9 protein-coding genes and 1 tRNA gene are annotated in these 13,316 nt (G+C 46.3%); 3 read left to right on the top strand and 7 right to left on the bottom strand.

Annotated features, from left to right (window positions below):
* Positions 1-151 precede the first annotated feature (151 nt).
* From GMES_RS20150 to GMES_RS20140, 3 genes are all read right to left on the bottom strand, one after another.
* Positions 152-1,390, bottom strand: coding sequence for a glycerate kinase type-2 family protein (locus GMES_RS20150; protein WP_006994664.1), 1,239 nt, complete (start codon positions 1,388-1,390; stop codon positions 152-154).
* Positions 1,391-1,399: 9 nt separating this feature from the next.
* Complete coding sequence (locus tag GMES_RS20145; RefSeq protein WP_006994663.1) at positions 1,400-2,980, bottom strand: sodium:solute symporter family protein; 1,581 nt, start codon at positions 2,978-2,980, stop codon at positions 1,400-1,402.
* Between the two features lie 152 nt (positions 2,981-3,132).
* Positions 3,133-5,580 carry a TonB-dependent receptor gene (locus GMES_RS20140; protein ID WP_006994662.1) on the bottom strand — a complete coding sequence of 816 codons (2,448 nt, stop codon included), beginning with the start codon at positions 5,578-5,580 and terminating at the stop codon, positions 3,133-3,135.
* 190 nt (positions 5,581-5,770) lie between these two features.
* Here GMES_RS20140 and GMES_RS20135 point away from each other — a divergent pair, with 190 nt between their 5' ends.
* The gene (locus GMES_RS20135) at positions 5,771-7,066 is read left to right on the top strand and encodes an MGH1-like glycoside hydrolase domain-containing protein (RefSeq protein ID WP_006994661.1); all 1,296 of its coding nucleotides are present in this window, start codon (positions 5,771-5,773) and stop codon (positions 7,064-7,066) included.
* A gap of 19 nt (positions 7,067-7,085) precedes the next feature.
* Positions 7,086-8,300, top strand: coding sequence for an AGE family epimerase/isomerase (locus GMES_RS20130; RefSeq protein WP_006994660.1), 1,215 nt, complete (start codon positions 7,086-7,088; stop codon positions 8,298-8,300).
* A 173-nt stretch (positions 8,301-8,473) separates the two neighbouring features.
* Here the strand turns inward: GMES_RS20130 and GMES_RS20125 are convergent, their stop codons facing one another.
* Entirely contained in the window at positions 8,474-9,859 is a 1,386-nt protein-coding gene (locus tag GMES_RS20125; RefSeq protein WP_006994659.1) for an alkaline phosphatase PhoX, read from the bottom strand.
* Between the two features lie 136 nt (positions 9,860-9,995).
* Positions 9,996-10,229: a hypothetical protein gene (locus tag GMES_RS22545; RefSeq protein ID WP_039987893.1), complete on the bottom strand. Its 234-nt coding sequence runs from the start codon at positions 10,227-10,229 to the stop codon at positions 9,996-9,998.
* Between the two features lie 91 nt (positions 10,230-10,320).
* Between GMES_RS22545 and GMES_RS20115 the strand changes: the two genes are divergently transcribed.
* Positions 10,321-10,397, top strand: a tRNA-Arg gene (locus GMES_RS20115).
* 648 nt (positions 10,398-11,045) lie between these two features.
* Here GMES_RS20115 and GMES_RS20110 read toward each other — a convergent pair.
* Together GMES_RS20110 and GMES_RS20105 are read right to left on the bottom strand one after the other, a co-directional pair.
* Positions 11,046-12,068, bottom strand: a complete 1,023-nt coding sequence (locus tag GMES_RS20110) for an IS110 family RNA-guided transposase (RefSeq protein WP_006994656.1) — start codon at positions 12,066-12,068, stop codon at positions 11,046-11,048.
* A gap of 328 nt (positions 12,069-12,396) precedes the next feature.
* On the bottom strand, positions 12,397-13,316 hold a 920-nt coding region (locus GMES_RS20105), incomplete at its 5' end, for a hypothetical protein (protein ID WP_039987889.1).

Raw genomic sequence — 13,316 nt, 5'->3', positions numbered from 1 at the left:
ACATCTACCTTAAAATTGCTATAGCCTATTTGAAAGCTCAAATAAGAACAAGCAGTGTTATTTTTAAAGCGTTATATTTCAATGCTCAAGGGTAAGTAAAGCACCCTACTACGGGCGCTTAATGCCAGCATCTAACCGATATAAACTCAGGCTATTCGATGATAATCGCTCTAAAGTCATTAACGTTAGTGTTCGTTGGGCCGGTAATAACCAAATCATCAATGGCGCCGAAAAATTCGTGGCTGTTATGAGAGGCTAGTAACTCAGTAGCACTGACGCCCGCAGCAACTGCACGATGTAGAGTAGAGCTATCAATATACGCACCTGCAACGTCCTTACTGCCGTCCACGCCGTCAGTGTCACAGGCCATAGCGGATATGCCCTCAACGCCATTAAGCTCTAGTGCTAACGCCATTAAATACTCTTGATTCGGCCCACCGTCGCCATACTCTTTGCCTACGGTTACCGTTAGCTCACCGCCTGAAAATAACATCACTCGCTCGCCATTCGCTCTGCATGCTAATGCTTGCTGTGCATGCGCTTTAGCAACCTCGCGGGCTTCGCCTTGAATATCGTACCCTAGCACTTTGGTTTTCCAACCTTCTTGCTGTGCGACCGCAATAGCTGCATCAATCGCATGCTGGGCGTTGGCCACAATATGATACTCACTCGGGGCGCTATGTTTTAGCGCCACTTCAGGCTTAGCCAAGTAGTTGGCAATACTGCCTACCGGTGTCCAATGGTACTTTTGTAAAATAGCGGCCGCTTGTGCTTTGGTTGACGGGTCTGAAATAGTTGGCCCAGAGGCGATATCCGCCGCGTTGTCACCCACCACGTCCGATATCATCAAAGTGACATGTTTTGATTTCGCCGCTTGGGCAAGCCTGCCACCTTTGACCAAAGACAATTGTTTGCGCACTGTGTTTATTTCATCAATGCTGGCACCGCTGCGCAGCAAGAATTGATTTAGCTGCTGCTTATCAGCAAATGGTACATCGTCCACGGGTAAACACATCAGTGACGAGCCGCCACCAGAAATCAAAAATAAGATTGGCGTTGTTGCGGGTGTTTCGCGCACTAAATCGAGCAAGGTTTTACCCGCCACCAAACTGTTGTTGTCTGGGGTGGGGTGATTTGCCGTGAGCACTTCAATTTTACCCGTGTCACCTGCACTCTCATAACCATAGCGTGTCACAACCGCGCCGTAGCACTTGTCGCCTAACACTCGGTACGTTTCGGCGGCCATTTCAGCCGCAGCTTTACCCGCCCCGACAACACAAATGCCATTGCTTGCATCAAGCTTGTTTAACTGCTCGGCCATGCAAGCGCTGGGCTTACAGGCCGCAACAGCGGTGTTGAATAATTTGAGTAGAAAAGCGTGATATTTCATTCTTTACCCTTAAACAAACGCGGTGGGAATATATAAACAAAAAGCAATCATGGCAGCGAACATACCCAGTAGCAGTGCTATATCTTTGGTGGTCAAAATTGACAGAGATACTGGCGCAGCTGTGGCTTCTTCTTCGCTTGGCTGGTAAGTGAAAGGTTTAATTTTGCTCATCATCATTGCCATGACAATCGTGACGACGAAGCCAATGAAGTTCCACCAGAACCAAAAGATTTCCGGTGCGATCATCGAGATAAGCAAGTTAAATAGCACCCCGCTAATAAGCCCAATGTTAACGTGTAAACCCGACGTGCTTTTGGTTAATACCGCTAACAAAAACACGGCAAGAATAGGCCCGTAGAACAAAGAGCCGACTTTGTTTATCGCTTCAATAATCGTTGGCGCAATGTTGCCAGCATAAAGAGATAGCACCAAGGTAATCGCGCCCCACACTAAGCCCATGTACTTGGCCAGTTTCAGGTAACCGCCTTGGCTTAATTCTTTGTTTGTAATTCGGCAGTAATCTTCAATGGTAACCGCAGACAGCGAGTTAATCGCCGAGCTAAGTGACGACATAGCCGCAGCTAAAATAGCCACAACTAACAAGCCGATAAGCCCATGAGGTAAGTAATTTAGGATGAACATCGGCATCATCCAATCAGGATTATCCGCAGGAATTTTTGCCATAAAGCTAGGCTCGCTCATGGCTAAAGTGCCTACAATCAAACCGGAGAAACAGTACAAAATAGTAATAGGGAAACGAATAACGCCATTGGCTAAAATCATATAGCGTAGGTTGTCAGGATCCTTTGCTGACAACGCACGCTGGGCTTGGGTTTGATCGCAACCATAGTATGAAGCGTATAGCACCACACCACCGAATATCATTGGCCAAAAGCCAAATCCGTCACCGCTAAAGCCGAACGAATCAAACTTAACCGCTTGCAGGCGATCTGTGTCAACATTGGCTATAAACGAATCCACGCCACCAAGGTAATACAGGCCATATCCGATACAGGCCACAGTGCCTAAGATGATGATCACCATTTGAATAGCATCACCGTAAACCACCGCTTTCATGCCGCCTTGCAGCGAATAAAGTACGGTAATAACACCGGTTAATAAAATGGCTTGCCATGCTTCGATACCCATGGTGCCTTGCAGAATAAGCGATACGGCATAAATCATAATACCGGTCGCAAAGGCTCGGCTGAATTGAAACACGATACTGATCAACACTCGCGTTGAACGACCAAAGCGCGTTTCTAGATAATCATAAATACTGACAATGCCAGCGTTATAAAGCTTAGGCAAAATAGTCGCCAGAATAAGGATCATGGCCAAAGGCACACCTAATTCGTACGACAGCCATTGCATACCGCCACCTTCACGTAACCCCACAAAGGCGGGGGCAGAGATAAAACTGATTGCTGATAACTGAGTGGCCATGACCGACAACGCCAAGGGTTTCCAACCTAGACTTTTCCCACCCAGAAAATAGTCACTTTTATTTGTCTGTTCTCGCAACATAAATCCCATGACTAACAAAGCCACCAAATACAATGCAACAACTAAAAAATCTAGAGTATTCATAATTTTATTCACATATTTGCACGAACGTAAACCATACCGCTGGTGCTACTAAATTGAAAGAACGGTGAATAGTTGCTCACTGAGATACCTTTCAGTGAGCAAGCTATTCAACCTAAATGGCGCAAGCAGGCACCAATACACACAAACTTACTTTAGAAATCATATCGCGCGGTTAAGCTCACGCGGCGTGGCAATACTGGGCGACCCACGAAGAACTCACCGCCCGACACTTGGCTGTTGCCTTGACGAGGTGAGCCTTCGGTAATGCCGTCGGTGTCGAACAAGTTCCACACGCTGACACCCACACGAATTCGCTGGTCGTTATTTAGCTCCCAAGAATAACCGGCACTCAAGGTCGCAATGGTGTGGCTATCCAGTTCGACTGAGTTATCGTCGTTCGCGTATGCGTCACCGAAGTAGCTCAAGCCTAAACGCCCATCAACAAAGCCGTTGTTATAAGTCACCGCAAGGTTACCCGAAAATTCAGGCTGTCTTCTTGGTTGCTTACCCACGTTACCGCCTTCGCTAAATTCAGCGTCTTGATAAGTCACGTTACCTTCAAGGATCACTTCGTCTGTCATATTCCAGCGAGTAATCACTTCAGCACCTGTGGTTTCGGTTGATTGCTGCTTAACCACCTCAAGTAAACCGCCTGAGCCATCGTTTTCGAAATCCACTGAGCGGCGATTATCCAAATTCGCTATGAATAATGACGCGTCTATGTATAAATCTTCTGGGAAATACTTAAAACCAATCGCGCCCAGGGTAATATCTTCGCCCTCGTAGCTTTGTGGCTCCCCGTTTTCGTTAAACGTGATACTTCTGATCTGTGGGAAGAAATAACCGGTTGACGCATTCGCGTAAAGGTTCAGGTCTTGGTCATCCATTTTGTACAACACAGCCGCCGAGAATGCCGCTTCTGTGGTAGCCACTTCACCGTAAGTAAAACGCCCGTTACCTGTGGTGTTAACTTGTAGATTCGGTGCTAGTGATGGATCATCATTCACCACAACCACTTCATTGCCTTCAGATTTAGTGGTGCCTTCAGCACGTTCAACACGCATACCGACGTCGAGTGCCCATTGGTCATTTTCCATCTGGTCAGTCACGTAGAACGCCATTCGCTTACTGGTTAAATCTTTATTTGTGTAACTTGTGCCTGGCCCAACAACACCATTTTTAGAATATTGCACTGTGTCGCCCGCTTCATTGGTAAACGACAAGTCAACCAAACGCGCGCTATCGCCATTGCTAAAATCTGCTAGGTAGCTAGAGATAATGTTGTAATCCATCTGCGAAGAGTTAATGAAGAAGGTACCGATGTTCACGGTATGGTCAAAACCGCCCGCCTCTATGTCACCTGTCAAGTTGAACTCGGTGCTGAAGAAGTCACCGTCGCGCTGGCGATCTAATAAACGGTTACCGAATAACAAGTAATCTTCTGGCAAAGCATTACCCGTTTCAGACCATGTATAATTAGCGCTACCTAGTGAGCTTAAAACGTCACCGTTTGCGGTGCGACCTAGGTTATTCGCGTAACCTTCTTGCGTTTCTGGCGTGTTGGCAATGCCGTCGCCGTCTAAAAATAAGTTGAACTGGTGGTCATAGCTAGCGACTTTTGCTTTACCCGCTAAGCGCCAGTTGTCGGTTAACTCTTTCTCAAAATCAACACCAAATGAGCCGCCTTCTGTCAGTACACCATTTCGAATAGGTGACTCGTATGTGCCATCCGCTGTGTCATAACGTAAATCGGCTGCGGCAACGGTTTGTGCCACATATACGGTTTCGCCGTCATTACCGGTTAAACGCTCGCGGCTGTCACCTTCAAGAGGTAAAGGAAGGAAAAACTGCACTTGGTCATCAATCATTTGACCGTGAAAGGTAATATGGCCATCGTCGAATTCTTTACGAATGTTACCTCTAAGTTGGTAACCCTTGGTTTCTAAGCCTGTCTCTAAAGGGCCTTCATCGTAACGATAGAAACCAGAGATAGCGTAATACAAGTTTTCATCACTTGATAAGGCGCCGCTATTATAGAAGTCTGTTCTGACACGGCCTTCTTCAGCGATTTCTACCTGAACTGTGGTTTCTGGGTCGTCGCTGCCCGTACGCGAAATATAGTTAATAATGCCGGCCACTGAGCCTGGGCCAAACAAGTTAGACACACCGCCACCCACGTACTCGACTCTTTCTATGCCGATGTCAGGACGGTAGTAAACATCTTGTGCTGACGATGTCATGCCAGATTGGAAAGCAGGCATGCCGTCATAATTAAGCGGGGTGAACTGAAATTGACCACCAGAGGGTAAACCACGAACGAATGCGTTGGTTGCAACTTCACCCCCGCCGCCTTCTACTTTAATACCGGGAACACTCATGAGTATGTCAGCTTGACTCGAAAACCCTGTGTTGGCGATTTGGTCTTTTCCGATCAACGTCGTTTTGGCAGGCGTGTCTGCTTCAGTACGTGCAACGCTAGAACCAGTAACAATAATGTTTTCATATTCATCGTTATCTGGGGTTTCAGTATTTGCTTCTTGCGCCATTAGTGGGGTGGCAAAAAGTATCGAAACTGCACAGGCAATAGGTGTCATTTTCATGGTGTTCTCCAACTCTTTTTAAGATGGTCAATGTCAATGGTGTGTTCGTCATTAATGAAGCGAACGTTTATCTAATGTTATTAATTTGTTACTTCGAGACGGATTAAAACACACGAAAAAAACATTTACAACCCATAATGAGTGCTTTAAGATTCAATTATCGACGAATAACCTAAAAAGAGCACTCGTTATGACTATCAATGTTAATAAAGTACATTCTTTAGAAACTGCAGCATTAATCAAAAAAGCCCAGGAAACGTTAGTTGCCAATGACTTAGGTGGCTACACAGTGCCTACGCATGGTCTATATCCGTTTCAATGGAATTGGGACTCCGCTATTACTGCATTAGGTTGGAAGCATTTCGACGAACCACGTGCTTGGCAAGAAATTGAAGTATTGTTCGACGGCCAGTGGGATAACGGCATGGTGCCGCACATACTCTTTCATCAAGATTCCACCACGTATTTCCCTGGGCCAGACATTTGGGGTTCAGACAAGCGCGTAAAAAGTACCTCTATTTCACAGCCGCCCGTTGTGGCGACTGTTATGAAAGACATGTTAGATACCGCTGACGACAAAGCCTTTGCCCTTAGTAAGGTTGAGTCTCTGTTCTCAAGCTTAGTGGACTATCACCTATGGTGGTATAAAGAGCGTGACCCGCTAAATACCGGTTTGGTTGTGAGCTATCACCCGTGGGAATCTGGCATGGACAACAGCCCAGCATGGGATGAAGCCTTACACGATGTACCTTGCGTAGATTGGGAATATGAGCGTCGTGATTTGGGCCATGTCAACTCGGCTCAGCGCCCGCATAAAAGCGAATATGACCGCTTCTTGTTCTTGGTCGACTTCTTCAAAAAGCACAAATTCGACAGCGAAGTGATCTTCAATGAGTGCCCGTATAAAGTGAACGACATCGGTATCATTTCAATATTGCACAGAGGCAGTAAAGATATACTTGCTTTGGGTGAGACATTGGGGATCAAAGATGAGCGCTTAGATATTATCGCTCAACGTATTGCCCTCACTGAAAGTGCTATTAATACCCTGTGGTGCCCTGAGGCAGAATACTTCTATTGCCGAAATGTACTCACTGACACCTTATGTAAAGTGCGCACCTCTGCCGGTATGTTAACCGTGTTTGCAGGTTTGGCCGATGCCAAGCAAAAAGACATTTTGAACAGCAAAGCCAAACAGTGGAACGAGGCCAGCCAGTACTGCATGGCGTCAACTCATCCTGAAGAAAGCCGCTACGAACCCCAACGTTACTGGCGTGGACCTATCTGGTTACACATTAACTGGATGATCGCTCTGGGCTTTGAAGCTGAAGGTTACCAACAAACCGCAGATAAATTACGCAATGACTGCCGCGCCCTTGTTGACTTGTCAGGCTACTACGAATACTTCAACCCTGAAACGGGCGAAGGTTGTGGCGGTAAAGACTTCTCTTGGACGGCAGCCATCGCCTTGCACTGGTTACTTTAGGTAACGTCAGGAGATTAAGATGACAAATAGCGCACCAAAATTTACTAGCCCTACGTTTCTGCTTGACCATATAAGCGACACGCTCAAGTTTTACGAAGCCAACGTAGACGACCCCCATGGCGGTTTCTACCAAAACTTTTTAGACAATGGCGAAGTATTTGACAAAGGCACTCGTCACTTAGTCAGCTCAACCCGTTTTGTGTTTAATTACGCCCGTGCCTACCAAGAATTTCGCACACCGAAATACCTTAAGCGAGTTAAGTCAGGTATTGAATTCATTCGTACTGCCCATTATGTACCTGAAACGGGTGGCTATAACTGGTTGTTAGATGTACAAAACGCCGAAGTGACGGTGCAAGATCAAACCAATCACTGCTACGGTTTTGCTTTTGTGATCCTGGCTTACAGCTGGGCGCTGCGGGTGGGTGTTGAAGAAGCACGGGAATACCTGAATGAAACATGGAACACCATGGAGAAACACTTCTGGGATCCACAAGCCGGTTTATACAAAGACCAATGCAACGCCGATTTTGGTGTGTGCGATAACTACCGTGGGCAAAATGCCAACATGCACACCTGCGAAGCGTTGATAGCTGCTTACGAAGCCAGTGGCGAGCGTCATTTTCTAGACCGCGCTATCGCCTTAGCAGACAAAATGACCAACCAACAAGCCGCGCTAATGAATGGTTTGATTTGGGAACACTACGACCTTAACTGGCAAGTGGACCTTGAATACAATAAAGACGATCCGAAAAACCTGTTTCGTCCTTGGGGTTTTCAACCGGGTCACCAAACAGAATGGTCAAAGCTATTGTTGTTTATCGCTAGGCACGACCCACAGCCCTGGCTAGTTGAACGCGCTAAAGCCTTGTTCGATGAGTCACTTGGTGTCGCATGGGACAAAGAACACGGTGGGATATTCTATGGTTTCGCCCCAGATATGAGTATTTGCGATAACGAAAAATACTTTTGGGTACAGGCTGAATCTATGTGCTGCGCGGCATATTTGTATCACCATACTGGTGACGCTAGCTACGCGGATTGGTACAACAAGATTTGGCAATACTCGTGGCAGCATATGGTTGATCACCAATACGGCGCTTGGTTCAGAATACTGACTCACGACAACCAAAAAATTGATGAGCTGAAAAGCCCGATCGGTAAAACCGACTACCACACCATGGGTGCTTGCTACGACGTACTTGAGCTAGTGCGCCGCCACCCAATGGCGTAAGTGACACTCCGCTTAGTTGTAGCGACGCTTGTAAACGCGCTAAGCGATGCCAGCCCGGAAAAAGGTAACAGGTAGTACTAGCCTGCATGAAACACTGTGTCCCCTTTGATTTCATGCGGGCTTTTTATTGTTTGCTTATTAGTGCAATGACTCGCCTTTGCATAACATTGACATTAACCGGCAAAATTTTCCCAAGGCCCTCTGATGGCTAGGGTTCTGGTCGGTGAATACAAGTTAACAAATAAGACTGAACCATCAGGCGAGAAACACGCCCCTGCCAATTCGGTCTGCATATTTAAGCGCGCAAAATCGTAAGCTTCACCTCGGGGCGTAACGCCGCGCAAATGGTTTTCTACCACGTCAGTATATTGGTCTTCGCACACCAAAAGATGCCCGTAGGGGGTAACGGTCAGGTTATCGCCGAAGTTGTACAAAGATTCATCTTCACTTTGTAAGAACAGCTGCAACCTGCCCGGCTCCTCAGCCTCTTGTAGCTGCCCTTCAAAAGCCGATGGCTGATAGCGCATAATCTGCCCTAATTGCTTGCTACCGCCATTGGTGCAGCAAAAATACAATTCGTTGTCTCCCCAGTGGATCCCTTCACCACGGGCAAACAAAGCTGCCCCTTCTTGATAACCTCGGGCACGCAAGTCATCTTCAGGGCTTTCAGGGTTATCTAGGTTTATCCACTGGGCATCTACCCATTCTTGTAGTGGCATATTCTGCGTTTCCCAATTACGGGTATCGTAGCCTTGGCTGCTTTTAACATCATTAATACCTTTAAGCACTAAGGCTTGCAGTTGACCGCCTTGGTCGAGCTGCCCGCGCTGATTGGGAATAAATCGATAAAACAAACTGTCGCCGCGATCCTCAGTCAAATACACAATACCCGTGCGTGGGTCGACTGCGGCGGCTTCATGGTTAAAGCGCCCCATGGCGGTTAATGGTTTTGGCTGAATTAAGCCTTTTGCCGTGGCTGGCACTTCAAAAATATAACCATGAGATTTTGATACACCTGAGCCTGCTTTAAGCACTGACTCTTCACAGGTCAACCACGTATTCCACGGCGTAGCACCACCTGCGCAATTACGCACCGTGCCAACCAAGGTTAAAAACTGCTCTTCAAGGGTCTGGGTTTTCAGGTTGTACACCAGCTTGCTGGTCCCCCCAGGTAGCGCCACGCCATCATCGGTCTGATCATAAGCCATGGTGCTTTTGTGCTGCTTAATGCTCTGCTCAGCTTTGATTAGGTCTCGTGGGTGTAATTCATGGTTACGGATAAGCGCCACGCGCTCTTCGTCTAACGGGAAACAGCCCATGCCGTCAGCTCTATCCGGCACGGTAAAACCATCGGCCATTATCTCACCCAACTGAGAAATAACCTGATAGCTAAAACCAGCAGGTAAATCCAATACCTTTTTAGGATCAGGCAATAACGGGCCAAATCCATGCGTGCTGGCTAATACAGAAGCCGCGTTCACTTTTCCAAAATAACTTGCCGTTAAACCACCAAACGCCATTGCACTTGCACCCAAAGTAAACTGTCTTCTTGTTACCATAATCTTGCCTAAAACATTGAAATGAAATCAAACACAAATGTGATGTTATCACATAATATTATTTATATTGTGCGTTAATGCTGCCAGAGTGCGATTGTAGAGCACCAAAACCACAGCAATATGACAACTCGGTTTATCAGTTAGGCACGATAAAAGACAAAAATTGGCTGTGAGCAAACATCCCCGACAATAAAACCAAATAACAGTGGAAAATACGCTGTATTTCATTAGAATCAGCGCTCACAAAATGAAGCACCCGTAGCTCAGCTGGGTAAGCGCCGGTCGGCGCAGCCGATGAGAAATGATTTAACATCACTTCGAGAGCAGCGAACGGAAGTACAGGATGTACGCGCTGGGGGAATATCATCATGGACGTGTTTACGCCATAGTAAAAAGAGTCACCCCAAGCTTTATATTGAAAATAGCAGTACCGATACAGCATGTATCAAACAACAAAATATGCACCCGTAGCTCAGCTGGATAGAGCGTTGCCCTCCGGAGGCAAAGGTCGCGCGTTCGAATCGCGCCGGGTGCACCATTGTCGTGCTATCGCATTGAAGCGACTCGCCGAACGTAGTGAGAGCCGATATCTGAAATGCCGTTGGCACAGGTGAGTTAAACTGCCTGACGACGCTAGCGACGACCTACCAAATCAAATACCTCCAATAAAACCCCCTACTTATTAGGCACTTAGCCCTTCCGGATTTTCACTTGCTTAGATAAACGACTCCGCACCCGATAGGTAAGAACCTGTGTTGCGTTCGCCTAAAACGTCGGGAACGTTTTAGGAAGCTAACAAGAAGCTAACAAGAAGCTAACAAAGACACCCATCTTTAGAGGAAGCTAACAAAGACATATATGGACGCTCCCCTGTCGTCAAGGCAATATCTACCTTCACCTTCGATTAGAAGGCGTTTTGCTTTTCCTCTTCGCTAACACATTCAACTTCACGATCAATGAACAAGGGTCGTACTGACATATATTCGGCCTATTCTGAGAGGGGACTATCGGTTTACTCTCTGGCCCTAATGAGATCCGCACTTAACTGTCTCAATCACCCACTCGGTTTTAAAAACCTTGTCCAGTACAGACTATCGCTAAGTGCGGGAAACCCGCTTTAACATCATTTATCGTCGACTCAGATTGTGTTTTTAACAACGTATTACCAGTATTCTATGCTTGATTGTTAACTTGCTACTGAATGATAATTTTCGTTTCGGTGTAATAATATCCAAGCTAACCTCGCAAGACGATTAGCCAGTGCCACCGCTGCTTTATTTTTGCCTCGTCTCTCAACCAGTTGTTTGACCCACACGGACAGTTTGTCATCTTTTGCTTTTATGCGATGCATTACACTGCGAGCACCATGTATCAGCTGTTTGCGTAAGTAATGATTGCCGCGCTTGGTGATCCCACCATAAAAAGACTTTTCTCCACTCGCATACTGCTTAGGTGTGACGCCTAACCAAACCGATAATGCCCTTGGATTTTCAAACTGACTACCATTGCCGATTGCTGCATATAATGCAGTGGCATTGAGGACACCGACACCAGGTAATGTCATTAATCGTTGGCATAGGGGGTTTTGTTGAGCATATTGTTTTAGCTCGGTTTCAATAGCCTTACTGCGTCTGCTTAATTGGTCATACTCTTCCTTTACGGCCCTTAACTGTTGTTTCATTCGCACAGTAATGCGCTCATCTTCTGGGTCTATCAGAGCAGAGATATGTTGTGTAAAGCTTTTTAAGCCTTGAGGTATAACGACCCCATATTCGCTAAGCAAACCTCGAGTTTGATTAATGATGCTGGTTCGTCTAGAAATCAATTTATCACGAATACGATGTAGGGCTTGTATGTCTTGCTGCTCAATAGACTTCAGTGGCACAAATTTAATGTTAGGCCGCCAAGAGGCTTCAGCAATAGCAATGGAATCATTGCGATCATTCTTATTCCCTCGAACAAAGGGTTTAACATGTTGAGCAGGGAGCAAATGCACGATATGTCCCATTTTCATAAATAACCGAGCCCAATAGTGGCTTGAATAGCAGGCTTCCATGACGACAATAGCTTTTTCTTGCTTAGCCATAAAAGACGTTAGCTTCTGACGAGAGAATTGTTTATTGCTCATCATAATATGTTGGGGTGAAAACAGGCCAACTTGAAATACGTTTTTTGCCAAATCGATGGCAATGGTATTAAGATTATTCATAGGACGCTCCTTAGTCATTAACTGTTGTTTACACATTCAGTTTGGCGCATTTTGACGCCGTAGCTACTTAGGAGCGTCCATCTCATCACCCATCTTTAGAGTCGCAAGCTAAAAGCTAACATAGACACCCATCTTTAGAGTCGTGTAAAAAACTCTCCTGCTTAGAAGGGGGGAATACCCCTCATCAAGCGTTTAGGTACTTTTATCTGAATGATTGGTGATTTTTACTGGAAAAATGAGCGTAGAGGAAGGAAACGGCGCGTCAGGTCAGTTTTTAGGCAAACGCCTACGCTACAAGAGAAGCATTAGATGTGTTAATTGCAATGTCTTATGCGCGTTTTAACAACGCTTTCGCTTTGGTCATTCCTCGCAGCCGTTGATGATGAGTGTGGCGCTTGAACGCATTCATCATTTGCTCCGCACCTGCTGCGTAGCAGAAGTGCTTTTCAAACTCAGTGGTTAGGGTTAGCCATTGAGCAGAGTCTAACCCTAATCGCTCTAAAATCGGGCTGTGAGTGTTATCGATGTGACCAGCCTTACCATTACGATTACAGCGGCCTGTAGTGTCGATCAGCTCACAATAGTCTTTGAGTGAGTAGGGAATACCTTTGGGCATATTCTCACAAGGATTTCCCACAAAGGGCATTAAAACGCTCGGTTGAGGTTGTTGGTTTTTAATGGCGTGAATGCGTTTTTTGATACTGGTGTGCTTGGATGTTTCTGGTGTTTTTTCCATTTTTGCACGAATGGGATTCAAGTCCACATAGGCCATACACGCTAGTACGGCGCTTTCATCTAGTAGTGCTTGCGACTTAAATCGTCCTTCCCAGAAACGGCCGGTGCAGCCGTCTTCTTTATTGGCTTCGCGAGCAATATACTCATTCAAGTCACGCATAAACCAGCTTATGTCGTACAAACGTTGCCGATAAGTTTCAACGGTTTCGTCAAAGGTGATTAGCTCTCCTTGGCTCAGCGTATCGCCATTCATGAATTTCTGAGTCAGCAATGTGCCTCTGTGTAGCTTATGATAGCGCCTCAACACTTCATCGTTATCCCAATTATCAGCCAAGGCTTTATCCACACAAAGCACCACGTGCGTGTGATTACTCATAACCGCATAGGCACAAATGTCTATTGCGAATACTGTCGCTAGAAACAATAAACGCTCTTCTACCCAGCCTCGGCGATGCTCGTAGCTCTGGCCAGAATATTTATCTACTCCGCATAAGAAAGACTGACGCACGCAGC

The sequence above is a fragment of the Paraglaciecola mesophila KMM 241 genome (genome assembly GCF_000315015.1).
GTDB classification, from domain to species: Bacteria; Pseudomonadota; Gammaproteobacteria; order Enterobacterales; family Alteromonadaceae; genus Paraglaciecola; species Paraglaciecola mesophila.
Note: the sequence above shows the minus strand (reverse complement) of the source record. Positions and strands in the feature narration are given on the sequence as shown.

Coding starts and splice junctions, on each gene's coding strand:
- GMES_RS20150 (WP_006994664.1), bottom strand. CDS start 1,390: ATGAAATATCACGCTTTTCTACTCAAATTATTCAACACCGCTGTTGCG.
- GMES_RS20145 (WP_006994663.1), bottom strand. CDS start 2,980: ATGAATACTCTAGATTTTTTAGTTGTTGCATTGTATTTGGTGGCTTTG.
- GMES_RS20140 (WP_006994662.1), bottom strand. CDS start 5,580: ATGAAAATGACACCTATTGCCTGTGCAGTTTCGATACTTTTTGCCACC.
- GMES_RS20135 (WP_006994661.1), top strand. CDS start 5,771: ATGACTATCAATGTTAATAAAGTACATTCTTTAGAAACTGCAGCATTA.
- GMES_RS20130 (WP_006994660.1), top strand. CDS start 7,086: ATGACAAATAGCGCACCAAAATTTACTAGCCCTACGTTTCTGCTTGAC.
- GMES_RS20125 (WP_006994659.1), bottom strand. CDS start 9,859: ATGGTAACAAGAAGACAGTTTACTTTGGGTGCAAGTGCAATGGCGTTT.
- GMES_RS22545 (WP_039987893.1), bottom strand. CDS start 10,229: ATGATGATATTCCCCCAGCGCGTACATCCTGTACTTCCGTTCGCTGCT.
- GMES_RS20110 (WP_006994656.1), bottom strand. CDS start 12,068: ATGAATAATCTTAATACCATTGCCATCGATTTGGCAAAAAACGTATTT.